This is a genomic window from Cognatundibacterium jejuense, assembly GCF_014284255.1.
Classification (GTDB): Bacteria; Pseudomonadota; Gammaproteobacteria; order Burkholderiales; family Burkholderiaceae_D; genus Undibacterium; species Undibacterium jejuense.
In genome coordinates, this window is record NZ_JACOFV010000004.1 from 187,646 (window position 1) to 210,508 (window position 22,863).

Here is a 22,863-nt window from a genome sequence, read left to right on the forward strand (position 1 = left end):
CATGAAACCATTTTTATCGGAAATCGCTTCCGGGCCTTTGGCAAGGCGTTCTAGTCGCACTGCAAAAATTGTCTATGGCAAGAAAGAAGTATTAATCGGCGGCAATGCTCCAGTCGTTGTGCAATCGATGACAAACACGGATACTGCTGATGTCATTGGAACTGCGATTCAGATTAAAGATCTGGCGCGGGCCGGCTCTGAGTTGGTGCGAATTACAGTTAATAATCAGGAGGCCGCAGCGGCGGTGCCTGCAATCCGTGAACAGCTCGATCGTATGGGCGTGGATGTTCCGTTGATTGGTGATTTTCACTATAACGGACATATATTGCTTAGGGATTATCCCGAATGCGCCCAAGCATTGTCTAAATATAGGATTAATCCCGGAAATGTGGGGCAGGGGGCGAAACGCGATACGCAGTTTGCGCAGATGATAGAAATGGCATGTCGATACGATAAGCCAGTGCGCATCGGTGTTAACTGGGGAAGTCTGGATCAGGACTTGCTGGCGCGGATTATGGATGAGAATGCATCATTGGCTGATCCAAGAACTGCTCAGTCAGTGATGTATCAGGCATTAATTACCTCAGCCATTGAAAATGCACAGCGTGCAGAAGAGTTGGGTTTGGGTAGTGACAAGATCATTTTGTCGTGCAAAGTGTCAGGCGTGCAGGATTTGATTGCAGTTTATCGTGAACTTTCTGCGCGTTGCGATTATCCATTGCATCTCGGCCTGACTGAGGCGGGCATGGGAAGTAAGGGAATTGTTGCCTCGACAGCAGCGATGGGTGTTTTGTTGCAAGAGGGGATAGGCGATACAATACGTATTTCTTTAACCCCTGAACCAGGTGGCGATCGTTGTCGTGAGGTGATTGTTGGTCAGGAAATTTTGCAAACCATGGGTTTGCGAAAATTTACGCCAATGGTAATCGCTTGCCCGGGTTGTGGTCGTACGACGTCGACAGTATTTCAGGAATTGGCAGACGATATCCAAACGTTTTTACGTGATCAGATGCCAGTCTGGAAGAAGCAGTATCCTGGTGTTGAAAATATGAATGTCGCCGTGATGGGGTGTATTGTGAATGGTCCGGGTGAATCAAAGCACGCAAATATCGGTATTAGTTTGCCAGGTACGGGTGAATCACCAGCTGCGCCAGTGTTCATTGATGGCACAAAAGCGATGACCTTGCGCGGCGATCGCATTGCTGAGGAATTTCAAGCTATCGTGTTGGATTATGTGCAGAAGCGTTACGGAAGTGCTGCAGAAGTTGAGAGTAATTAAACTAGGCTGACCATGTCGGAAAATAAAAAAATAGAAAAAATCGTTGGTGTTAAAGGGATGAATGACCTTCTTCCATCCGACTCTGCTTTGTGGGAGTTGTTTGAGAATACGGTGCAGTCAGTTTTAAAGAGTTATGGTTTTCAACAAATTCGCACACCTATCGTTGAAGCTACTCCATTGTTTTCACGCGGCTTGGGTGAAGTTACTGATATCGTCGAAAAAGAGATGTACTCGTTCGAAGATTCAATGAATGGCGATAAATTAACGTTGCGACCAGAAGGTACTGCAGGCATTGTGCGTGCCGCTATCGAACATAATTTGGTCTACGATGGTCCGAAACGTTTGTGGTACACCGGCCCTATGTTCCGCCATGAGCGCCCACAGCGCGGTCGCTATCGCCAATTTCATCAGGTGGGCGCTGAAGCTTTGGGCTTCAGTGGTCCTGATATTGATGCAGAATTGATTATGCTATGTCAAAGGTTGTGGGATGATTTAGGTCTGCAAAATGTGCGTCTGGAATTAAATTCCATCGGTAACGCGGCAGAAAGAAATGCTCATAGAGTAGCCTTGATTGCTTATTTTGAGCTGCATACGGACATGCTTGATGCTGAAGCACAACGTCGCTTGCACTCAAATCCATTGCGAATTCTGGATACGAAAAATCCAGCGATGCAAGACATGGTTAATGCTGCGCCAAAGTTGCTTGATTATTTAGGTGAAGAGTCCCTTGCTCACTTTGAGGGTGTGCAGAAGATCTTAAGAGCTAATAGCATTCCATTTAAAATTAATCCGCGTCTGGTGCGTGGAATGGATTATTACAATCTGACAGTATTTGAGTGGATTACCGACGAACTTGGCTCTCAGGGTACGGTTTGTGGTGGTGGGCGTTACGACTCGCTCTTTGCAACCTTTGGTGGTAAGCCTACTCCGGCATGTGGTTTTGGTATGGGTATCGAGCGTCTGATCGAATTGATGAAGGCAGCTGGCGATACTCAGCCTTCAGCGATTTGCGACGTATATCTGGTGCATCAAGGTAGTGATGCGCAAATGCAAGCGTTTGTCTTGAGCGAGAGATTGCGTGATGCAGGTCTTGATGTTGTGTTACATTGCGCAACTGCGACAGGTGTCGGTAATTTCAAAGCGCAAATGAAAAAAGCAGATGCAAGTGGCGCCGCTTATGCCGCCATTATCGGCGAGGATGAACTTGCCAGTAATAGCGTTATTATCAAAACCATGCGCTCTGATAATCAGGAAAATAACCAAATCAGTGTGCCATTTGATACTGTAATTGATTATTTGGTTGACCAAATTGTCGGTGCAGAGTCAGATGCGGATTGTTGCGATGACCCAAATCATATTCATATTCACCATTAATAAAACATAAGAACATGGCTTACGATCTAGAAGAGCAGGAACAACTTGCAACCCTTAAAGCAATCTGGAAACAATATGGTAATTTGATTACCTGGATTTTAATTATCGCATTGTCCGCCTACGCAGCATGGACTCAGTGGAGTAATTATCAAAGCAATCAATCTGGTCAGGCATCTCAGTTGTATGAGGAAATGCAAAAATCTGTGGCAGCAAAAGACGATGCGAAAGTACAACGTGCTGCAAATGATTTAAAAGAAAAATTTGCGAGTACTTCGTATGCATCGATGGCTGCTATGGTTGCTGCTAAAAGTGCATTTGATGCAAATGATCTGACATCTGCAAAGTCGCAATTGCAATGGGTAGTTGATAAGAGTAAGAATGATGATTACAAAGCGATCGCAAGGATTCGTTTAGCCGGAATAGCCTTGGATGAAAAAAATTACGAACTGGCTATGACGCAACTTTCCGGAGAATTCCCGGTGGATTTGCAGGCCGAGGTTTTTGATCGTAAGGGGGATGTTCTGGTTGCACAAGCAAAAATTGATGATGCACGTAAAGCATATCAGGCTGCCCTTGAAAAAATGACAGATAAAAATTCGGCACGTCAATTGGTGCAAATCAAACTGGATGCGATAGGCGGTTCTGCGGCTGATGCAGTTGTCGTAAATAAATAACAGGAGTTGTTCATGCAATTTTCCGCCAAATTAATTTCGGTGGCTGCGTTTTGTCTTTTGGCGGGATGCTCATCTTTAAACCCATTTGCTTCTAAGCCTGATCCAAAAAAACTCCCAGCACCACTAGTGGAGATCAAGTCAACGATTGCTGTTAAGCAGGCTTGGTTGGTTTCGATTGGCTCATCAGCAAATTATGTTTTTAGTCCTGCGGTGGACGGTTCTAGTGTTTATGTGGCAGCTGCAGACGGTACGTTGGCAAAAATTGATGCTACTTCTGGTCGTTCCGTTTGGCGTATTAATGCCGGATTTAGTCTGACTGCAGGCGTTGGTGCAGGATTGGGTTCTGTTGTGGTTGCTGGTGGGAAAGGGAATTTGTTCGCTTTCGATACTGATGGTAAATTACGTTGGAAAGTGCAAGAATCGTCTGAAATCCTTTCAACTCCTGCGATTGGTGCAGGGTTGGTTGTTATACGTAGTAATGACAATCGGATTAGTGCTTATGATTTAGAAACTGGTGCGAAAAAATGGTCCGTCGAGCGTCCATTGCCGCCGCTTATTTTACGAGCAGTGCCCGGCTTGTTGGTGGTCGGTGATCAGGTTATAGTGGCTTTGCCTGGCGGGCGCATGTCTTCTTTGGCGCTTAAAAATGGTGGCTTGCGTTGGGAAGCTGTTGTTGGTGAGCCCAAAGGTAATACTGAGCTCGAGCGTGTTGCTGATGTATCCGGTCTGCCAGTGGTGGTGGGTAAGGATGTTTGCGCGACGTCGTACCAAGGGCGAGTTGGTTGTTTTGACTTAAACACAGGTTCGCCACGCTGGGTAAAAAATATTTCTAGCGAAGTTGGTGGGAGCGCAGATGAGCGTTTCATGTTCGCATCAGATAGCGTTGGCACTGTAAATGCATTTAATCGTGATGGCGGGTCTAGTGCCTGGCGTAATGATAAGCTTGCTCGTCGTCGTTTATCGGCCCCTATTTCCTTTGGTCGCAGCGTAGCTGTGGGCGACTTTGAAGGTTACGTTCATTTTCTCTCAAGAGAAGATGGTTCTTTCATTGGTAGAGTTGCTACCGATGGTAGTCAGATTTTAGCTGCCCCGATTGTGGTTGGTTCAAATCTGATTGTTCAAACAAAATCAGGATCAGTGGTTGCTTTTGCAGCCGAGTAATACAAATGAAGCCGGTTATCGCACTTATAGGCCGACCTAACGTCGGCAAATCCACGCTGTTCAATCGGCTTACCCGTTCACGCGACGCATTAGTGGCAGACCTTCCTGGTCTGACTCGCGATCGCCATTATGGTGAAGGTCGTGTTGGGGAGAGGCCCTTTTTAGTTATTGATACTGGAGGTTTTGAGCCAGTTGCCAAAGAGGGTATTTTGCATGAAATGGCTAAGCAAACCAAGCAAGCCGTTGCTGAAGCTGATGTCGTTATTTTTATTGTTGATGGTCGTCAGGGTTTGACGCCACATGACAAGACCATCACCGATTTCTTGCGAAAATCAGGCCGCTCTGTGATGCTAGTTGTCAACAAAGCTGAGGGCATGAGATATTCTGCCGTTACCGCTGATTTCTACGAATTGGGCATGGGGGATCCTTATGTGATTTCTGCAGCTCACGGTGATGGTGTTGCTGATTTGGTCGAAGAATCACTTAACATTGCTTTTGCTCAACGTCCGCCAGAAATGGAGGAGCCAGTTGATGTTGTTCGTGGTATTAAAATAGCCATTGTCGGGCGTCCTAATGTCGGTAAATCGACTTTGGTTAATACCCTGCTCGGTGAGGATAGGGTCATTGCGTTTGACATGCCGGGCACTACTCGTGATTCAATAGAAATTCCGTTTGAGCGGGATGGTAAGCATTATTCTTTGATTGATACGGCGGGTATTCGTCGTCGTGGTAAGGTCTTTGAGGCAATCGAGAAGTTTTCTGTCGTTAAAACTTTGCAATCCATCTCTGAGGCGAATGTTGTGTTGCTGCTGTTGGATGCGCAACAGGATATTTCCGAGCAAGATGCCCATATTGCTGGCTTTATTCTGGAGTCTGGTCGTGCATTAGTGGTTGGTGTCAATAAATGGGATGGACTGCAAAGTGATCGTAGGGATGAGATTAAATTTGATATCGAACGTAAGTTGAATTTCCTGACGTTTGCAAAGTTCCATTTCATTTCTGCTTTAAAATCAACTGGTATTAGCCCATTGATGAAATCGATTGATGCTGCCTATGAAGCAGCGATGGCTAATTTATCGACCCCTAAATTGACCCGTGCTTTGATTGAAGCTGTTGAGCATCAACAACCGAAGCGCAAAGGATCAATACGTCCGAAATTGCGTTATGCACATCAAGGCGGTCAGAATCCGCCTATTATTGTGATTCACGGTAATGCATTGGAGGCGGTCGGTGATGTGTACAAGCGTTATTTGGAAAAACATTTTAGAGAGACGTTCTCATTGACGGGGACCCCGCTGAGAATTGAAATGCGTTCTGGTAAAAATCCGTTCGATAAGTCTAAGTAAAGAAAAATAAGTTCTTGAGAAACATATTAATGTTGATTTTTTTCGGTTAAAGAAAATCGTATTATTAAGTTTTCGAATAAAATTCAATTACAGTTGTTTTGTAATTACTATGGGATTACTTGAAATATTTCAAATAATCCCCAACTCCTGATCACAACAACACAATGGAGCTGTTATGAGCAATAAAGGGCAACTTTTACAAGACCCGTTTCTGAATGCACTGCGTAAAGAGCATATTCCCGTGTCTATCTACTTAGTTAACGGTATTAAGCTGCAAGGTCATATTGAATCCTTTGATCAATACGTGGTTTTGTTAAGAAATACCGTGACTCAAATGGTTTATAAGCACGCTATTTCTACGGTGGTTCCGGCACGTGCTGTTAGTATTGCTACTGAGTCTGAGGCTGAGTAATTTTTTGATTCCTTCTATTTTTTGTATATGTCCTTGAGCATGCGCGCAGCCTTGGTAGGCGTCGATTTTGGCAAGGACGATTTTGCAGCTGGCTTGGAAGAGCTTTCTCTGCTGTCACAATCTGCTGGGGCTGACCCTATAAGTGTGGTTACGTGTAAGCGTTCCAGACCGGACGCAGCGTTATTTATTGGCAGTGGTAAAGCAACTGAAATTGCAGATATCGTTGCTGATGAGAAACTTGATCTGGTTATATTCAATCATGCGCTTTCGCCTGCTCAGCAACGTAACCTCGAGCGACACCTGAAGATCAGGGTGGTTGATCGCACGAGTTTGATTCTGGATATTTTTGCGCAACGGGCAAAAAGCCACGAAGGTAAAGTGCAAGTTGAGTTGGCTCAGTTGCAACATTTGGCTACGCGCTTGATTCGTGGTTGGACGCATCTGGAGCGTCAAAAAGGCGGTATAGGTTTGCGCGGGCCGGGCGAGACGCAGTTGGAAACAGATCGTCGCTTACTTGGTGAGCGAGTAAAAATGTTGAAGTCGCGCCTTGAAAAGTTACAGCAGCAGCGTGAAACGCAGCGTCGTTCACGTGATCGTAGCAAAACCTTTTCAGTATCTCTGGTTGGCTATACCAACGCGGGTAAATCAACCTTGTTCAATTCATTGACGAAGGCGGGCACGTATGCGGCCAATCAATTGTTTGCTACGTTGGATACTACTTCACGGCGCCTGTATCTGGGTGACGCGGGTAGCGTGGTGATTTCTGATACCGTTGGCTTTATTCGCGAGTTGCCGCATCAATTGGTAGCCGCTTTCCGCGCAACTTTGGAAGAGACTATACATGCGGATTTGTTATTGCATGTTGTTGATGCTAATAGTCCTGTCCGGGCAGATCAGGTAGAGCAGGTGAATCATGTTCTGAAAGAAATTGGCGCAGATCATATTCCGCAATTAATGGTTTGCAATAAAATCGATCTGGCGGCTCTCGAGCCGGCGGTCGTACTAAACGAGTGTGGTAAAATTGACAGAATCTTTCTGAGTGCAAGAACAGGTGCTGGCTTGGACCTGTTGAGACAGTCCATTGCAGATTTTGCTATCCAAAAGGCGTCGGAAACAGCAGGAGTAAAGATTGCTCCTGATGAAGCTGATGCAAGATTTAATATCCTGTAGCTCAACCTTCTATTCATTGGAAATCAAGAGAATGATTGGTTCATTTCTAAAAAGAATTGGTGTGACTTTGTCATTGAACGATCCTCAATGGGGCCGTGGCTCCAAGAATAGCAATCAGGATGACAAAAAATCTCCTGATACCCCGCCCGACCTAGAGCAAATCTGGAAGGATCTGAATCAGCGCTTAAACCGCTTTCTGGGTCAAAAAGGCGATGGCAGCGGTGGTAATGGTGGTAATAGCTTTAATTCTGACCCTGTAAGTGCGAAGTTGGGCGTCGGGGCTATCCTGCTTGTCTTCTTATTTGTCTGGTTGGTCAGTGGCGTATTTATCGTCCAAGAAGGTCAGACTGCGGTAATTACGACATTTGGTAAATATACGCATGTTACGGGTGCTGGTATGAACTGGCGTTGGCCTTACCCTATCCAAAACCACGAAATCGTAGATGTATCGCAGGTGCGCACGGTGGAGGTTGGTTATCGTTCAAATGTCAAAAACAAGCAGGCTCGTGAGTCTTTAATGCTCACTGATGATGAGAATATTGTTGATATTCAGTTTGCCGTTCAGTACAAACTTAAAGATGCCGTTGATTGGTTGTACAGTAATCGTGATCAGGATGAAATGATACGTCAGGTTGCGGAAACTGCGATTCGTGAAATCGTCGGTAAGAGTAAGATGGATTTCGTCTTATATGAAGGCCGCGAAAAAGTAGCGTCTGACGTAGGCGCTCTTATGGAGCAGATTTTGAATCGCTATAAGGCTGGTGTGCAAATTGCAAACGTGACTATGCAAGGTGTGCAGCCTCCTGAGCAAGTGCAAGCAGCATTTGATGATGCAGTTAAAGCAGGCCAGGATAAAGAGCGTCAGAAAAATGAAGGTCAGGCGTATGCGAACGATGTGATTCCTAAAGCGCGTGGCGAAGCATCGCGACTGTTGCAAGAGGCTGAAGGCTATAAGTCGCGTGTAGTCTCAAATGCAGAGGGTAATGCTTCTCGCTTTAAGCAAGTGTTGAATGAATATCAGAAAGCACCGGTTGTTACCCGTGATCGTATGTATCTGGAAACGATGCAACAAATCTTCGCGAGCACTAGTAAGGTGATGATGGATACCAAGTCCGGGAATAACATGGTGTATTTACCTTTGGATAAAGTGATGTCGCAAAACGAAGCCGCATCTGCCAAGTCGAATGTGGCGACCCAGGTTCCGTCTGCAGTCCAATCTTCTGTGTTGAATGAGCAAATCCCAACGATAGAAATGCGTAGTAATAAAGACGAAAATAGATCTCGGGAAAATCGTGATTCCCGCGACAGGGAGGTACGTTAATATGAATAAGATTATGTCTTTTCTGGCGATATTTGTTGGTCTATTGTTAGTTGCTTATTCAACTATATTTGTTGTTAATCAAAAAAACTATGCCATCGTTTTTGCATTCGGCGAGGTGAAATCGGTCATTAGTGAACCCGGTTTGCATTTCAAGTTGCCTCCGCCATTTCAAAATGTATTGTTTCTGGATAAGCGAATTTTAACCATTGACGCTGATGAGGCTGATCGTTTCATCACTGCTGAGAAGAAAAATATTCTGGTTGATTCTTACGTGAAATGGCGTATCTCTGATCCTAAGCTGTACTTCGTCAGTTTTGCTGGTGAAGAACGCGGTGCGAGAAATCGGCTGTCGCAAATTGTTAAAGCGGCACTCAATGATGAAATTACCAAACGTACCGTACGTGAAGTGATATCGGGTGAGCGCGGCAAGGTAATGGAAGCGATTCGTAGCAAGGTGACTGAAGAAGCACGCCAAATTGGCGTGGAAATTGTTGATGTGCGCCTCAAGCGTGTTGATTATGTTGAACAAATCAATAATTCTGTGTATGACCGTATGAAAGCTGAACGTTTGCGTGTGGCAAATGAGCTTCGTTCGACCGGTTCAGCTGATTCGGAAAAAATTAGAGCGGATGCAGATCGTCAGCGCACCGTGTTGTTGGCGGAAGCTTATCGTGAATCTGAAGAAATGCGCGGCGCAGGTGATGCCGAGGCTTCGCAGATTTATGCCAAGGCTTTTGGTCAAAATCCGGAATTTTACAAATTTTACCGTAGCCTTGAAGCATATCGTGCAAGCTTCAAAAGTAAGAGTGACTTCGTGGTGGTGGATCCAAGTTCAGACTTTTTTAAATATTTTAAAACCCCTGGGGTATCTAGTGGTGGGGCTAATGCAGTAAAATCTAAGTAATTCAGAAATCATCTCCAGCAAATAGCGATCTGTACCAATTGTGGTACGGATCGCTATTTGCTGGATGCCTGTCGTAAATACGTATTTGTTAATTTTTTTTGATTGTTTTTCATGCCGAATTGGCTTCTCCCCGAAAATATTGCTGACGTCCTGCCTTCTGAGGCACGTAAGATCGAAGACTTGCGCCGAGTTTTTCTTGATCACTTCAGATTGTATGGCTACGAGCTGGTAATGCCGCCATTGCTTGAGTACATCGAATCCTTGTTGACTGGCGCTGGTCAGGACATGGATTTACGCACTTTTAAGTTGGTTGATCAGGTTTCCGGACGTACCATGGGCCTGCGTGCAGATATGACTACCCAGGTGGCTAGGATTGATGCGCATTTGTTGAATCGCGCGTCGGTGACTAGACTTTGCTACGCTGGCAATGTGTTGCACACTAAGCCTTCTGGTTTGCATGCAACCCGTGAGCCAATACAAATTGGTGCTGAGATCTATGGTCATGCGGGTTTAGAAGCTGATGCTGAAATCCAGGAATTGGTATTGGCGAGTCTGGCATTGGCTGGAATTCGCGAAGTACGTCTGGATTTGTGTCACGTGGGGGTTTTGCGCGCGATTCTCGACCTTGATTCCGAGGCAAAGAAGCAGGAAAATGTTTTATTTTCTTTGCTTGAGGCGAAGGATTTGCCTAGTATAGACATCGTTAGTCGTGAATTGTTGCCGGAGGTACGGGCGGCTCTGATGCTGTTGCCAACTTTGTATGGTGATGTTTCTATTTTGAAGATCGCAAGAGAAAAACTGCCTGCGGTGAATGGCATTATTAATGCGCTTGATGAGTTGGAATATCTGGCTAGCTTGGTGGGGCCTGCACAGGTGACCATTGATTTGGCTGATTTGAGAGGCTACCACTACCATAGTGGCGTGATGTTTAGTGCTTTTGTGCATGGCTTGCCAAACGCGGTGGCACGTGGCGGGCGTTATGATCATGTGGGTGAGGCTTTTGGTAGGGCACGTCCGGCGACCGGATTTTCATTGGATTTGCGTGAGCTGGCACGATTGATGCCAGTAGCTGAGCGCAAGGATGCGATTCGTGCCCCGTGGAGTCGAGACGTTGGTTTGCGCCAAAAAATAGCAGAATTACGTAATGAGGGGGAAGTGGTAATTCAAAATTTCCCCGGGCACGAGAACGAACAAGACGAATTCGACTGCAACAGAGTGGTCGTATTCGATGGTGATCAATGGATTCTTCAAAATGTAGGTTGAGTGATGTCAAACAATAAAACTCCAAAAAATGTCGTTGTGATCGGAACCCAGTGGGGTGACGAAGGTAAAGGTAAAATCGTCGACTGGTTGACTGATCACGCACAAGGTGTTGTGCGTTTTCAAGGTGGTCACAATGCTGGTCATACTCTGGTTATTGGTGGTCAGAAAACGGCTTTGCAATTGATACCATCGGGTATTATGCGTGAAGGTACTGCTTGCTATATCGGCAATGGTGTTGTGTTGTCAGTTCCTGATTTACTCCGCGAAATTGATAAGTTGCAAGCGAACGGCGTTGAAGTTGTCTCTCGTTTGAAAATTTCCGAAGCTTGCCCAGTTATCTTGCCTTACCACACGGCATTGGACGCGGCACGTGAAGTGGCTCGTGGCGCCGCAAAAATCGGTACGACGGGGAAGGGTATTGGTCCAGCCTATGAAGATAAAGTTGCGCGTCGCGCTATTCGGGTCGCTGACTTGCTTAATGCCGAACGCTTTGCTGAAAAATTAAAAGAAAATCTGGATTACCACAATTTTGTGCTGACCAATTATCTCAAAGCACCAGCGGTTGATTATCAAAAAACGCTCGATGATGCTCTGGCTCTTGTGCCACGTATCCGTCCTATGGTTGCGGACGTGTCTAGTGCCCTGTATGCAGCTCATAAGGCAGGCGCCAGCTTGTTGTTTGAGGGTGCGCAGGGTAGTTTGCTCGACGTTGATCATGGTACTTATCCGTTCGTGACATCAAGCAACTGCGTTGCGGGTAACGCTGCTGCGGGTGCAGGTGTTGGTCCTAACATGTTGCATTACATTTTAGGTATTACGAAGGCCTACACGACGCGCGTCGGTTCTGGTCCGTTCCCATCTGAATTGCCGACCGATCAAGGCGTTGGCAAGCATTTAGCCAGTGTCGGTCATGAGTTTGGGACTGTGACGGGTCGTGCCCGCCGCTGTGGCTGGTTTGATGCAGCTTTGTTAAAGCGTTCTGTCCAAATTAATGGTGTTTCAGGTATGTGTCTGACTAAGTTGGATGTGTTGGATGGTATCGAAACATTGAAGCTATGCACAGGCTATAAGCTGGGTGATAAGGTGGTTGATATTTTCCCGGTAGGTGCTGAAGAGGCTTCTTTGTGTGAAGCGATCTACGAAGAAATGCCCGGATGGTCGGAATCGACTGTTGGGGCTAAGAGCATGGAAGAGTTGCCTCTGAATGCTCGCAATTACATTGAGCGCATTCAGGCTCTCGTTGGGGTGCCAATTGATATGGTGTCAACTGGCCCGGACCGCGAGGAAACTATTGTATTGCGCCACCCGTTTGTTTAAAGAAGGAAAAATAAAAATATGAATACACCTGCCTCTACAGATAAAGATTTGTGGGTTTCCTGGGATGCGTATCACCGCTCCATTGAGCAATTAGCACTCAAAGTGCATGAATCTGGCTGGAAGTTTGATCAGGTATTGTGTCTGGCGCGCGGTGGTTTGCGTCCTGGCGATATATTCTCCAGAATATTCGATGTTCCTTTGGCAATTTTATCTACCAGTTCGTATCGCGAGGATGCGGGTACAGTTCAGGGGTCTTTGGATATCGGTAAATATATTTCCATGACCAAGGGTACCTTGCAGGGTCGTGTGTTGGTGGTGGATGACCTGGTTGACTCGGGCGTCACACTGGAGCGCGTATTGCATCACTTACGTGAACATTTCCCAGCAGTGACGGATGTGAAGTCGGCGGTAATCTGGTATAAAGCTTGCTCATCTGTGGCTCCTGATTATCACCTTGATTATCTGGCGACAAATCCTTGGATTCATCAGCCGTTCGAAGAGTACGATAGCATTCGTCCTCATCAATTGAATGCCTGGTTGAAAAAGGGTGAATCTGCATAAATTGCATTAAAAAACGGAAGCGAATGGGCTTCCGTTTTTCTTTGGGTGCTTGTTTTGGATTAGATGTATTTGGTTGGCGCTAGGTGTGTGTGGCTTGAGATGCGCGGATGCAAAAAAGCCCGTTGACGAATCAACAGGCTTTCGAATGCTGTGGTGCCCACGGAGGGACTCGAACCCCCACACCTTGCGGCACATGGACCTGAACCATGCGCGTCTACCAATTCCGCCACGTGGGCAACGGAAGGCGTGATTATAGATGAAATGCACCTTGTTTGGGGGAATATTTAAAATATTTAGATTTTTATTTTAAAAGGAGGTCTGGATGCGGATGAGGGTGATTAAATGCAAAAAAGCCCGTTGACGAATCAACGGGCTTTCAAATGCTGTGGTGCCCACGGAGGGACTCGAACCCCCACACCTTGCGGCACATGGACCTGAACCATGCGCGTCTACCAATTCCGCCACGTGGGCAACGGAAGCCAGCATTATAGAGCGTTTGCTTGTAGTGTCAAGAGTTCACCTGGTTCTTGTTGAAGAATTGTTAGGCATTTGACGTTTGCTCCGGTAAACTAGGAGGATGTCTTGTATAGTCAGGGCGTGATCTAACTTTTAAAGAAATTAACATCATTTGAATAAGCATTTATACCCCATTCCTAGCCGCGAAGAAATTCTGGGCGTCCTTCGTACGAATAAGGCCAAACTGACTGCAAACGATATTGCAGAAAAGTTAGGCGTGAAACCCGAGGAGTTTGATGGCATGACGCGACGATTAAACGCGATGGAAAGAGACGGTCAAATCAAGCCTGATCGTTCTGGTCACTATACACTCGCTAATCAAGAAAATTTTATTTCAGGAAAAGTAAATAGCCATCGAGATGGTTATGGCTTTTTGATACCTGATGACGGTAGTGATGATTTGTATTTGCCCGAGCGGGAAATGCAAAAGGTGTTGCATGGAGATAAAGTCACGGCGCGCGTTGTAGGCACTGATCGCCGCGGGCGCCTTGAAGGCAGCATTATCGAGATTCTGGAGCGTGCCAACACGCATGTGATAGGTCGCTTGTTGAATGAGAATGGAGTCTGGGTTATCGCTCCTGAAGATAATCGTTTTAGCCAGGATATTTTGCTTGCAGGTTCCCCGGGAAAGGCGAAAGCCGGTCAGGTAGTCAGTGTTCAGCTTACAGAGCAGCCTACCCGCTATGCACAGGCCGTTGGAAAGATAGTCGAGATACTCGGTGATATTGACGACCCGGGTATGGAAATTGAAATTGCTGTGCGTAAGTTTGGTGTGCCACACGTGTTTTCTGAGGCAGCGCAAAAAGCTGCTGCTAAATTACCTTCAGAAATTCGTCCTAAGGATTTGGAAGACAGAGTTGATCTGCGCGATATTCCACTTGTGACCATTGATGGCGAAGACGCGCGCGATTTTGATGATGCCGTTTATTGTGAGCCGGTAAAAATCGGGCGCAGTAAAGGATATCGTCTCTTGGTTGCGATTGCCGATGTGAGTCATTACGTGGCTCCAAATGACGCGTTGGATCAGGATGCTTTGTTGCGTAGCACTTCCGTATATTTCCCGCGTAGAGTTATTCCTATGCTGCCCGAGAAGTTATCGAATGGTCTTTGCTCGCTCAATCCTGATGTCGATCGTTTGACGCTGGTTTGTGATATGGTAATTACACAAGATGGTGTTGTGAGTGCCTATCAATTTTACCCTGCAGTGATTCATTCCGCTGCACGATTTACTTACACTGAAGTGGCAGCGGTCTTAGGTAACACCAAAGGGCCAGAGGCGGCGAAGCGTTTACCATTGGTGCCGCATTTATTGCATCTATATGAAGTGTTCCAGGCGCTGTTGAAAGCGCGCCATGTGCGTGGTGCGATCGACTTTGAAACAACTGAAACCTATATCGTTTGCAATGCCGCTGGCAAGATAGAAAAAATTATCCCACGCACACGTAACGATGCGCATAAGCTGATTGAAGAGTGTATGTTGGCGGCCAACGTCTGTGCGGCAAACCTGTTGGAAACCTATAAGCATCCGGGTACCTATCGTATTCATGCGGGACCGACTAAAGAAAAGCTGACGCAGGTCAGAAATTTCTTGAAACAAGTTGGTTTGTTTTTAGGTGGTGGTGATTCACCTTCTGCTTCTGATTACGCGGCATTAATGGATAAAATTAAAGGCCGTCCAGATTCGCCATTATTGCAAACAATGTTGCTGCGTTCTATGCAGCAAGCAGTTTATAGCCCAGATAATATCGGTCATTTTGGCTTGTCATACGAAGCGTACGCGCACTTTACGAGTCCGATCCGCCGTTATCCTGATTTGTTGACGCACCGAGCGATTAAGGCAATATTGCAAGGTAAAGTCTATGAACCGAAAGGGATAGATCTGAGCCTTTTGAACACCTCTATTTCGAACTCGGCACGCAAGCAGTTAATTGCTGATAAAGCAGCCGGTAAAAAGAAAATTGAGAAAGATCCAACGATTTGGGACTCTTTAGGTACGCATTGTTCTGCCAATGAGCGTCGTGCTGACGAGGCGTCGCGCGATGTTGAAGCTTGGTTAAAGTGTTATTTCATCAAAAATAAATTGGGTGAAGAATTCATTGGTACCATTTCTGGCGTGACCCAGTTTGGTATTTTTGTTCAGCTTGACGATATTTACATTGAAGGTTTGGTACATATCACGGAGTTGGGCGCTGATTACTTCCAATTTGATGAGGCACGCCACGAATTGCGCGGTGAACGTACTGGTAAGCGTTACCAACTCACCGATAAGGTCAAAGTTCAGGTGAGTAGGGTAGATCTGGATGCGCGTAAAATTGATTTAAGTATCGTGCAACCAGCTGGATCCAGTGCGCCATTATGGAGTGGTGCGGCAGAAAAGGCAAAGAAGCAAATACCTGGCACTCCGGTGAATAAAAGTGCTAAGGCTGTAAAAAATGCATCCAAGCCTGTTGTTGCAAAAAAGAGCTTTGCTGCAGAACGGCAGGAAAAATATAAAGGGGCATCCTCTGATGCCAGAGTGAGTAGTGTCAAGCAAAAAGGCGCTGCGAGTGGTAAAAAAACAGTGTCCGCTACTGGAAAAGCGACAGGGAAACCTGTAAAAAAAAGACGTTAAGCTAAAGACCTTAAGATCGAGATATAAAGATCAAGACGTTGATTAAGTTAAGCTGAGTTACATTAATAAAGAGTAATATGAAAAGTAAAATGATTTTTGGCTTCCACGCCGTCACTTCAAGAATTCGTCATGAAGCATCAACAGTGGAAGAGATTTACGTTGATTCGGAACGTAACGATCGCCGTATGCAAGATTTGCTGATCGCCGCTAAAGCGGCTGGTGTTCGCATTATTCATGCTGACGATCAACGCTTATCGAACATCGTGGGGACACGCCGCCATCAAGGTGTTGTGGCTAAGGCTGGTGAATTGTCACTGGCGCGCAATCTCGACGAACTATTGGATGCCATTGATGGGCCACCGTTACTGTTGGTGCTGGATGGAATTACCGATCCACATAATCTTGGTGCCTGCCTGCGTGTAGCTGACGGTGTTGGTGCTCATGCCGTTATCGCACCGAAAGACCGTGCGGTTGGTTTGAATGCTACTGCTGCTAAGGTGGCAAGCGGTGCTGCCGAAACTGTGCCGTATATCACGGTAACCAACTTAGCACGCACCTTGCGTGAATTGAAAGAGCGTGACGTTTTATTGGTCGGCACATCTGACGATGTGGATAGCAAAACTATCTACGATGTTGATTTCAGCGGCGGTTGCGCCATTGTGATGGGTTCTGAGGGCGAGGGTATGCGCCGATTGACACGCGAAACCTGCGATGTGCTGGTAAGTGTTCCAATGTATGGAACGGTTGAAAGTCTGAATGTTTCGGTTGCTTCGGGTGTATGTTTGTATGAAGCGCGCCGCCAGCGTTTGCCTAAAGCGGTCTGATGATTATCTGAATTCAGTCGTATTCTCATGAAAAAAAATGCGCTTCGGCGCATTTTTTTTAAATACGCTACTATCTTGCTGTACCTCATTTTTCATAGTTATCCCTATGTTCAGTCGTTTCCGCGAAGATATCGCGAGTATTATTGCTAAAGACCCCGCCGCCCGTAATGCTTGGGAAGTGATCACCTGTTATCCCGGATTTCAGGCAATCGTCATGCACGGCTGGGCAAAATGGTGCTGGGTGCGTGGTTTTAAGTGGTTAGGACGTTTTATTTCACATATTGCAAGGGTTCTCACAGGTATAGAAATTCATCCTGGGTCGACGATTGGTCGCCGGGTATTTATCGATCATGGCTTTGGCGTGGTGATTGGTGAGACGGCAGAAATCGGTGACGATTGCACGATTTATCAGGGAGTTACTTTAGGTGGTACTTCTTTATCCCGTGGAGCCAAAAGACATCCCACGTTGGAAGCGGGGGTCATCGTTGGTGCTGGCGCTAAAGTGTTGGGTAGTTTTACCGTTGGTGCGGGTGCGAAGATAGGCTCGAATTCTGTGGTGGTGAAGCCTGTTCCCGCTGGTGCTACTGCGGTAGGTAACCCAGCCCATATTATCAAAAAAGAAGTCAGCTCGCCGGATGTTGGCGGGGCGCAATTGTTTTCCGCTTACGGTGTTACGCAAAACAGTGATGACCCGATTTCTAAGGTCTTGCATAAATTGATTGATCATGCAGTATCGCAGCAGGAGCAAATTGAAAAGCTGACTGCTGCGATTGCAAGTGCCGGTATCACCTGTGAAGTGCAAAGCGATAAGTTAAATGCCGAGCAAATCAATACGCTGGTCGATTAATTGGCCAGACGTTGATTATCCACGAATGCATTGAGGCAATGACGTATTGCCTCAGGTAGTTCGCTGGCGATCATACCTATCGGACCGACGCCCGCTTCGACCAATGTATCGGCGGCGGCGCCATGAAGCCATACTGCTAATTGAGCGGTTTCAAAGCTATTCAAGCCCTGCGCCAGTAGTGCACCGCAAAGACCTGCTAGCACATCACCGCTGCCGCCAGTAGCCAAGCCAGGATTACCTGTCGTATTAATTCGTAGTCGTCCCTCAGGATCTGTGATAATCGTTCCTGAGCCTTTAAGTACTACAACACATTTGAATTTGTCTGCAAGGAGCAAAGCTGCCTTGCAGCGATCTTGCTGAACCTCTTTTGCAGATATGTGTAGCAGTCTTGCGGCTTCAAGTGGATGAGGGGTTAGTATGCTTGACGCAGTTCTGCCCATCAATAAGTCATTTAATTCTTTGTTAGCTGCGATGAGGTTAAGAGCATCAGCATCAATAACTAGTGAGATCTCAGACGATAATGCTTTGCTCAATATAGTCTTTGCAATATCAGAATGTCCCATACCCGGACCGATAACAACGATCTCTTCCTTCATTTGAAGGTGCTGAGCGTCTTTGTACATGATTTCGGGGTGCAGCGTGTCGTAATCGATTGCAGGGTGCAGCAAACTTACATTGACTTTTCCTGCGCCTGAATACAACGCCGTACGCGCCGCTAATACACTTGCACCCAGCATGCCTTTGTCGCCGCCGATGACAATCACTTCACCATAGCTACCTTTGTGACTGTTCTGTTTTCGTTCAGGTAATTGAAAGTTAAATCTGGAAGCATGGTTCAATAAAAGTTTGCTTTCTTCAGTGACTGGCGACTGTATCCCTAGATCATTGACAATCACTTCTCCGGCGTAATCTTTGCCATCGGCGGTATGTAAGCCTGGTTTATTCGCGATGAAAGTGATAGTTGCATCGGCTTTAACCGCAACATTTTTATCAGCGTCGTCTGTCACTAAGGTTCCAGTGTCGGCATTTAAACCGCTAGGAACGTCGATGGATAAAATAAATATCTGCTTTTTGTGAGCTAGTTGATTGACGCCGTTGATCACCTTTTCATAGCTGCCTGAAATAGTTCTTTTTAAACCAATTCCAAATAAGCCATCAATGATGATGCTAAAGTCCAGCTTGAGCAGATCGTCCAGAGCGTCGCTATTTTTGAAAATCACTTTTCTCGAGAGTGCTTTGTCAAAGGCTTTTTTCCCATCGGCCGAATATTTTTCTGGGTCGGCGCATAGAATGACGATGACGCTATAACCGTCTTTTGCTAATTCCGCAGCGGTAGCGCAGGCATCTCCCCCATTGTTGCCGGGGCCCGCCAGTATTAAAGCGGGAAGCGCTTTTTTCTTAATTAACTGTTTGGCTAAATTGGCAGTTGCTTTCCCCGCTTTTTTTATGAGGTTGGCGTGTGGAATCTCGTTGATCGTATTTGCTTCCAGATCGCGGATGGTCTGAATATTGAGAAGATGCAGATCGGCCAATGTGATGGTATTCATAGGTCTCGTAAGATGAGGTGGATCACGGTATTTGATGTGGTGGCGATTTACCTAAAGTTTGCATGGTTTCTATACCCTGCTGAAATAAATTTTCAATTGGGATAGATAGATATGGAAGAATCGCCGCTAATATTAAAAAACCCACAGTGATAGTAATGGAGAAACCAATACCGAAGATATTTAATTGAGGTGCCGCGCGGGTCAGAATGCCGAGGGCAACGTTGGTTAGTAACAGCGCTGCAATCAAAGGTATGGAAAGTCTCAGTCCAGCAATAAATATTTGCTCACCCCAAATAGCTAACCTGTGAAAATCAAAGCCACTTTGTAATGTGGTGGAAATCGGTATGCTCTTAAAACTGTCCATCAACGCCAACAGTAAGGCATGATGCACATTTAGTGAAAAGAATAGCACCGTCGCTACCAGCACTAAGAATTGCGAAACTGCCGAAGTATTTCCCCTCGTTTGAGGGTCGAAGAAAGAGGCAAAGCCTAATCCCATCGTCATGCCTGCCACCGTTCCAGCCATTTCAATGGCGGCAAATACGAGGCGCATCACAAAGCCCATACCAAGTCCTATGACAAATTGTTGCGCCAGTATCATCATTCCGGAGAAGGAGAGGGCGTCTGCATTTGCGAAGGGGGGGGGCGTTGGAGTAACGATAAGCGCGATAATAATTCCGAATCCGAGCTTTATCCTGAGAGGAATTGTTCTGTTTCCGAACGGGGGAGCAACTGCGATGAGTCCTAAAACTCGGGTTAATGGCCACAGGAAAGCCATTACCAGATCAATCAAGTCTTTGCTTGCAAACGAGATCATGAATTTTTCATGAAAGTATTAACCTGCCATGGTCGCGATGCTGGAAAACATCTGCTTCATATAGTCAGTTAAGACGCTCAGCATCCATGGTCCGGCAATAATTAAGGTGGTAAAAATCCCGACCAATTTAGGAATAAATGAAAGTGTGCTTTCGTTAATTTGAGTCGCCGCCTGAAAAATGCTGACCATCAAACCTATCAATAAGGATACCAATAAAAGTGGTCCTGCCAGCATGAGCGTGACTTCTATCGCTTGTCGCCCCAAGGTCATAACATATTCTGGAGTCATAAATACCTCAATAAAAGCTCTGTGCCAATGAGCCTATGATTAATTGCCAACCATCGACTAAAACAAATAACATGAGTTTAAAAGGAAGTGAAACGATGGAGGGAGACACCATCATCATGCCCATAGACATCAAGACACTTGCAACGACCATATCGATAATAAGAAAAGGAATGAAAATCGCAAAACTTATTTGAAATGCAGTTTTTAATTCGCTGGTGATATAAGCGGGAATCAATATTCGGAACGTGACGTCTTCAGGACCTTGTAACTTAGGCGAGTTAGACATTTTAACATACAGGGCAAGATCGGCTTGTCTGGTTTGCTTCATCATAAATTGCTTTAACGGCGCCCCACCTTTTTCCATGGCTTCAGTCATCGTGATTTTATTTTCTGAAAATGGTACATACGCATCCGTATAGATTTTATCCAAAACTGGCCCCATCACGAATAGGGTGAGGAATAGGGCTAAGCCAATCAAAACCTGATTTGGAGGGGATGATTGCGTACCCAAAGCTTGTCTGAGCATGGAAAGAACGATGATGATTCGGGTAAAACTCGTCATCATTAACAATACAGAAGGCAGGAAACTCAGTGCAGTCAGAAACACGAGTGTTTGAATGCTGAGTGAATAATTTTGACCCCCGCCTGGCGCAGGCGTGGACGTGATCGCTTGCAATCCACCCGACGTTTCAGCGTGAGAGAGCAAAGGAAGGCAAAAGCAAAGAAAACAGACTAATTGGAGAATGTGAGGCAGTGGGACGCGCAGTGTTTTCATGCAAATTATTTTATTTCGTTAGGCGCGTTATTGCGCTTGTCCATGGTTCGTTTTAACCAATCTTGAAAAGCACCCGCCGCAGGTGACTGTGTTGTTGGCGGCAAGTCTCTTTTTGGAATGTTTCCCAGGTTACTAATGTTATTCGCTGTAACGCCGAGTATCATCCACTGTTCGTCTATTTCAACCACCAGCACACGTTCTCGCGTGCCGACATTGATGCCACCGATGATTTTCAAAGGAAGCTTATTTCCCGCTGCGACAGGTCCAATTCGTTTTAATAGCCATGCTGAACCGAACATCACCAGTAATATAAAAACTAAAGCACCGGTGATCTGTAAAAATCCAACGCCAGAATTGACTGCCGATGTGTCAGCGGCAGACGAAGGCGGGGAGGCGCAGATAAACAAAAATGCCGCAAAAATTTTTAGTAAGGTGGTCATCATTTATTGAGCTTACGAATCCGTTCCGCAGGTGTGACAATATCCGTTAGACGAATACCAAACTTATCGTTCACCACAACTACTTCGCCCTGCGCAATTAGACAGCCATTAACCAAGACGTCCATCGGTTCGCCGGCCATACCGTCAAGTTCGACAACGGAACCTTGCGCCAATTGCAGAAGGTTTTTAATTGCAATTTTTGTTCTGCCAAGCTCAACGGTTAACTGAACTGGGATATCCAGAATGAAGTCGATATCGTTGTGTGTTTCGGTGGGGGAACTTTTTGCACTGAAATCATTAAAGATGGCAGCACTGACTGCTGGTTCACTTTTTTGACTTGCTACCGCTTCTGCTTTTTCTTGTTCAGCAATGGCGGCACCCCAATCGTCTTCACTTATTGGCGTATCTGCATTGTCATCCATGATTTTCTCCTTGAGCTACTTCTTGTACGCTGGAATTGAGTAATTTTTCCACGCGTAAAGCATATTGTCCGTTAAAGACGCCATATTTGCATTCCATAATAGGCGTGCCATCGACTTTGGCTGAAACGATTTCTGGCACATGCAGTGGAATAATGTCCCCAGTTTTCATGTTCAGTATATCTTCTAAGGTCACTCGGGTTGTGCCTAAATCTGCGACAATTTCCACTTCTGCAATCTGGATTTGTTGCGTCATCAGTCTGACCCAGCGTTTATCTACCTCTAGTGTCTCACCTTGTAAGCTACTGGTCAGCACGTCGCGAATTGGTTCTATGGTCGAGTAGGGCATGCAAAAATGCATTTCGCCACTCACCGGACCTAACTCTATGGTGAATGTGGTCGATACGACGACTTCGTTTGGTGTTGCGATATTGGCGAACTGAGTGTTCATTTCTGAGCGGATGTACTCAAACTCGATCGGATACACGGGTTCCCATGATTTTGCGTAGGTCTCGAAAATAATATCCAGAATACGATGAATAATTCTTTGTTCTGTTTGCGTAAAATCACGACCCTCAACCCGCGTATGGAATCGCCCGTCGCCGCCAAATAAATTATCTACCAACAGAAAAACCAGGCCAGGATCGAGTACGATCAGTGCTGTACCGCGTAATGGCTTCATGTGTACCAGGTTGAGGTTGGTAGGTACGACCAGATTGCGGATGAATTCGCTATATTTTGATACGCGTACAGTGCCCACTGAGACCTCGGCACTGCGCCGTAAAAAATTGAAAAGACCAATACGTAAAAGTCGTGCAAACCGTTCATTGATGATTTCCAATGTAGGCATGCGACCACGAACGATACGTTCTTGCGTGGCAAGATTGTATGTCCGTACCCCGGAAGTATCCTCTTGGGACTGAGAATCATCCTGGTCTCCCGTTACGCCTTTTAGAAGGGCGTCGACTTCTTCTTGGGAGAGGAAATTATCGGACAT

The 22,863-nt window shown here is 46.0% G+C and carries 22 protein-coding genes and 2 tRNA genes; 15 read left to right on the plus strand and 9 right to left on the minus strand.

The features are described 5' to 3' along the window. The first annotated feature begins 1 nt into the window (after position 1). The 12 genes from ispG to H8K32_RS06355 all read left to right on the plus strand — a co-directional run bounded on the left by ispG (position 2) and on the right by H8K32_RS06355 (position 12,782). Positions 2 to 1,279 carry a flavodoxin-dependent (E)-4-hydroxy-3-methylbut-2-enyl-diphosphate synthase gene (gene ispG / locus H8K32_RS06300; protein ID WP_186911628.1) on the plus strand — a complete coding sequence of 426 codons (1,278 nt, stop codon included), beginning with the start codon at positions 2 to 4 and terminating at the stop codon, positions 1,277 to 1,279. A gap of 12 nt (positions 1,280 to 1,291) precedes the next feature. Then, positions 1,292 to 2,653, plus strand: a complete 1,362-nt coding sequence (hisS, locus tag H8K32_RS06305; protein WP_186911629.1) for a histidine--tRNA ligase — start codon at positions 1,292 to 1,294, stop codon at positions 2,651 to 2,653. A gap of 14 nt (positions 2,654 to 2,667) precedes the next feature. Beyond that, the gene (locus H8K32_RS06310) at positions 2,668 to 3,327 is read left to right on the plus strand and encodes a YfgM family protein (RefSeq protein WP_186911630.1); all 660 of its coding nucleotides are present in this window, start codon (positions 2,668 to 2,670) and stop codon (positions 3,325 to 3,327) included. A 12-nt stretch (positions 3,328 to 3,339) separates the two neighbouring features. Further along, positions 3,340 to 4,488, plus strand: coding sequence for an outer membrane protein assembly factor BamB (gene bamB / locus H8K32_RS06315; protein WP_186911631.1), 1,149 nt, complete (start codon positions 3,340 to 3,342; stop codon positions 4,486 to 4,488). 5 nt (positions 4,489 to 4,493) lie between these two features. After that, the gene (gene der / locus H8K32_RS06320; protein ID WP_186911632.1) at positions 4,494 to 5,834 is read left to right on the plus strand and encodes a ribosome biogenesis GTPase Der; all 1,341 of its coding nucleotides are present in this window, start codon (positions 4,494 to 4,496) and stop codon (positions 5,832 to 5,834) included. A gap of 175 nt (positions 5,835 to 6,009) precedes the next feature. Continuing rightward, on the plus strand, positions 6,010 to 6,246 hold the full coding sequence (gene hfq / locus H8K32_RS06325; protein ID WP_186911633.1) for an RNA chaperone Hfq: 237 nt from the start codon (positions 6,010 to 6,012) through the stop codon (positions 6,244 to 6,246). A gap of 39 nt (positions 6,247 to 6,285) precedes the next feature. Further along, the gene (gene hflX, locus H8K32_RS06330) at positions 6,286 to 7,416 is read left to right on the plus strand and encodes a GTPase HflX (protein WP_186911698.1); all 1,131 of its coding nucleotides are present in this window, start codon (positions 6,286 to 6,288) and stop codon (positions 7,414 to 7,416) included. A gap of 31 nt (positions 7,417 to 7,447) precedes the next feature. Next, positions 7,448 to 8,737: an FtsH protease activity modulator HflK gene (hflK, locus tag H8K32_RS06335; RefSeq protein WP_186911634.1), complete on the plus strand. Its 1,290-nt coding sequence runs from the start codon at positions 7,448 to 7,450 to the stop codon at positions 8,735 to 8,737. 1 nt (position 8,738) lies between these two features. Beyond that, positions 8,739 to 9,641 carry a protease modulator HflC gene (gene hflC, locus H8K32_RS06340; RefSeq protein ID WP_186911635.1) on the plus strand — a complete coding sequence of 301 codons (903 nt, stop codon included), beginning with the start codon at positions 8,739 to 8,741 and terminating at the stop codon, positions 9,639 to 9,641. Between the two features lie 111 nt (positions 9,642 to 9,752). Next, positions 9,753 to 10,904: an ATP phosphoribosyltransferase regulatory subunit gene (locus H8K32_RS06345; RefSeq protein WP_186911636.1), complete on the plus strand. Its 1,152-nt coding sequence runs from the start codon at positions 9,753 to 9,755 to the stop codon at positions 10,902 to 10,904. Positions 10,905 to 10,907: 3 nt separating this feature from the next. After that, positions 10,908 to 12,221 carry an adenylosuccinate synthase gene (locus H8K32_RS06350; protein WP_186911637.1) on the plus strand — a complete coding sequence of 438 codons (1,314 nt, stop codon included), beginning with the start codon at positions 10,908 to 10,910 and terminating at the stop codon, positions 12,219 to 12,221. A gap of 18 nt (positions 12,222 to 12,239) precedes the next feature. Beyond that, positions 12,240 to 12,782 carry a phosphoribosyltransferase gene (locus tag H8K32_RS06355; RefSeq protein WP_186911638.1) on the plus strand — a complete coding sequence of 181 codons (543 nt, stop codon included), beginning with the start codon at positions 12,240 to 12,242 and terminating at the stop codon, positions 12,780 to 12,782. 151 nt (positions 12,783 to 12,933) lie between these two features. On the opposite strand, the gene H8K32_RS06360 is transcribed toward H8K32_RS06355, so the two are convergent. Together H8K32_RS06360 and H8K32_RS06365 are read right to left on the minus strand one after the other, a co-directional pair. Further along, positions 12,934 to 13,018: transfer RNA gene (locus tag H8K32_RS06360), tRNA-Leu, on the minus strand. Positions 13,019 to 13,168: 150 nt separating this feature from the next. Then, positions 13,169 to 13,253, minus strand: a tRNA-Leu gene (locus tag H8K32_RS06365). Positions 13,254 to 13,410: 157 nt separating this feature from the next. Here H8K32_RS06365 and rnr point away from each other — a divergent pair. The 3 genes from rnr to cysE all read left to right on the plus strand — a co-directional run bounded on the left by rnr (position 13,411) and on the right by cysE (position 17,580). Continuing rightward, positions 13,411 to 15,909 carry a ribonuclease R gene (gene rnr / locus H8K32_RS06370; RefSeq protein ID WP_186911639.1) on the plus strand — a complete coding sequence of 833 codons (2,499 nt, stop codon included), beginning with the start codon at positions 13,411 to 13,413 and terminating at the stop codon, positions 15,907 to 15,909. 77 nt (positions 15,910 to 15,986) lie between these two features. Further along, a complete protein-coding gene (gene rlmB / locus H8K32_RS06375) occupies positions 15,987 to 16,733 on the plus strand; it encodes a 23S rRNA (guanosine(2251)-2'-O)-methyltransferase RlmB (RefSeq protein WP_186911640.1) in 747 nt (248 codons plus the stop codon). A gap of 106 nt (positions 16,734 to 16,839) precedes the next feature. Then, complete coding sequence (gene cysE, locus H8K32_RS06380) at positions 16,840 to 17,580, plus strand: serine O-acetyltransferase (protein ID WP_186911641.1); 741 nt, start codon at positions 16,840 to 16,842, stop codon at positions 17,578 to 17,580. Here the strand turns inward: cysE and H8K32_RS06385 are convergent. Genes H8K32_RS06385 through fliM form a run of 7 tightly spaced genes read right to left on the minus strand, consistent with a single transcriptional unit; the run spans position 17,577 to position 22,863 of the window. Continuing rightward, positions 17,577 to 19,127 carry an NAD(P)H-hydrate dehydratase gene (locus tag H8K32_RS06385; RefSeq protein ID WP_186911642.1) on the minus strand — a complete coding sequence of 517 codons (1,551 nt, stop codon included), beginning with the start codon at positions 19,125 to 19,127 and terminating at the stop codon, positions 17,577 to 17,579. The two genes, cysE and H8K32_RS06385, sit on opposite strands and share 4 nt — an antisense overlap. A 22-nt stretch (positions 19,128 to 19,149) precedes the next feature. Further along, complete coding sequence (gene fliR, locus H8K32_RS06390) at positions 19,150 to 19,944, minus strand: flagellar biosynthetic protein FliR (RefSeq protein WP_186911643.1); 795 nt, start codon at positions 19,942 to 19,944, stop codon at positions 19,150 to 19,152. Between the two features lie 18 nt (positions 19,945 to 19,962). Then, positions 19,963 to 20,232 carry a flagellar biosynthesis protein FliQ gene (fliQ, locus tag H8K32_RS06395; RefSeq protein ID WP_186911644.1) on the minus strand — a complete coding sequence of 90 codons (270 nt, stop codon included), beginning with the start codon at positions 20,230 to 20,232 and terminating at the stop codon, positions 19,963 to 19,965. A 7-nt stretch (positions 20,233 to 20,239) separates the two neighbouring features. Next, positions 20,240 to 21,007 (minus strand): flagellar type III secretion system pore protein FliP, encoded by a 768-nt coding sequence (gene fliP, locus H8K32_RS06400; RefSeq protein ID WP_186911645.1) that lies wholly within the window; start codon positions 21,005 to 21,007, stop codon positions 20,240 to 20,242. Positions 21,008 to 21,012: 5 nt separating this feature from the next. Then, complete coding sequence (gene fliO / locus H8K32_RS06405; RefSeq protein WP_222613034.1) at positions 21,013 to 21,450, minus strand: flagellar biosynthetic protein FliO; 438 nt, start codon at positions 21,448 to 21,450, stop codon at positions 21,013 to 21,015. Continuing rightward, entirely contained in the window at positions 21,447 to 21,869 is a 423-nt protein-coding gene (gene fliN, locus H8K32_RS06410) for a flagellar motor switch protein FliN (protein ID WP_186911647.1), read from the minus strand. The genes fliO and fliN overlap by 4 nt, the downstream gene beginning before the upstream one ends. Then, entirely contained in the window at positions 21,862 to 22,863 is a 1,002-nt protein-coding gene (gene fliM / locus H8K32_RS06415) for a flagellar motor switch protein FliM (protein ID WP_186911648.1), read from the minus strand. Before fliM ends, fliN begins: the two co-directional genes overlap by 8 nt.

Bases quoted from the DNA above. Each gene is read 5' to 3' on its own strand.
- ispG (WP_186911628.1), top strand. From the start codon at position 2: ATGAAACCATTTTTATCGGAAATCGCTTCCGGGCCTTTGGCAAGGCGT.
- hisS (WP_186911629.1), top strand. From the start codon at position 1,292: ATGTCGGAAAATAAAAAAATAGAAAAAATCGTTGGTGTTAAAGGGATG.
- H8K32_RS06310 (WP_186911630.1), top strand. From the start codon at position 2,668: ATGGCTTACGATCTAGAAGAGCAGGAACAACTTGCAACCCTTAAAGCA.
- bamB (WP_186911631.1), top strand. From the start codon at position 3,340: ATGCAATTTTCCGCCAAATTAATTTCGGTGGCTGCGTTTTGTCTTTTG.
- der (WP_186911632.1), top strand. From the start codon at position 4,494: ATGAAGCCGGTTATCGCACTTATAGGCCGACCTAACGTCGGCAAATCC.
- hfq (WP_186911633.1), top strand. From the start codon at position 6,010: ATGAGCAATAAAGGGCAACTTTTACAAGACCCGTTTCTGAATGCACTG.
- hflX (WP_186911698.1), top strand. From the start codon at position 6,286: ATGCGCGCAGCCTTGGTAGGCGTCGATTTTGGCAAGGACGATTTTGCA.
- hflK (WP_186911634.1), top strand. From the start codon at position 7,448: ATGATTGGTTCATTTCTAAAAAGAATTGGTGTGACTTTGTCATTGAAC.
- hflC (WP_186911635.1), top strand. From the start codon at position 8,739: ATGAATAAGATTATGTCTTTTCTGGCGATATTTGTTGGTCTATTGTTA.
- H8K32_RS06345 (WP_186911636.1), top strand. From the start codon at position 9,753: ATGCCGAATTGGCTTCTCCCCGAAAATATTGCTGACGTCCTGCCTTCT.
- H8K32_RS06350 (WP_186911637.1), top strand. From the start codon at position 10,908: ATGTCAAACAATAAAACTCCAAAAAATGTCGTTGTGATCGGAACCCAG.
- H8K32_RS06355 (WP_186911638.1), top strand. From the start codon at position 12,240: ATGAATACACCTGCCTCTACAGATAAAGATTTGTGGGTTTCCTGGGAT.
- rlmB (WP_186911640.1), top strand. From the start codon at position 15,987: ATGAAAAGTAAAATGATTTTTGGCTTCCACGCCGTCACTTCAAGAATT.
- cysE (WP_186911641.1), top strand. From the start codon at position 16,840: ATGTTCAGTCGTTTCCGCGAAGATATCGCGAGTATTATTGCTAAAGAC.
- H8K32_RS06385 (WP_186911642.1), bottom strand. From the start codon at position 19,127: ATGAATACCATCACATTGGCCGATCTGCATCTTCTCAATATTCAGACC.
- fliR (WP_186911643.1), bottom strand. From the start codon at position 19,944: ATGATCTCGTTTGCAAGCAAAGACTTGATTGATCTGGTAATGGCTTTC.
- fliQ (WP_186911644.1), bottom strand. From the start codon at position 20,232: ATGACTCCAGAATATGTTATGACCTTGGGGCGACAAGCGATAGAAGTC.
- fliP (WP_186911645.1), bottom strand. From the start codon at position 21,007: ATGAAAACACTGCGCGTCCCACTGCCTCACATTCTCCAATTAGTCTGT.
- fliO (WP_222613034.1), bottom strand. From the start codon at position 21,450: ATGATGACCACCTTACTAAAAATTTTTGCGGCATTTTTGTTTATCTGC.
- fliN (WP_186911647.1), bottom strand. From the start codon at position 21,869: ATGGATGACAATGCAGATACGCCAATAAGTGAAGACGATTGGGGTGCC.
- fliM (WP_186911648.1), bottom strand. From the start codon at position 22,863: ATGTCCGATAATTTCCTCTCCCAAGAAGAAGTCGACGCCCTTCTAAAA.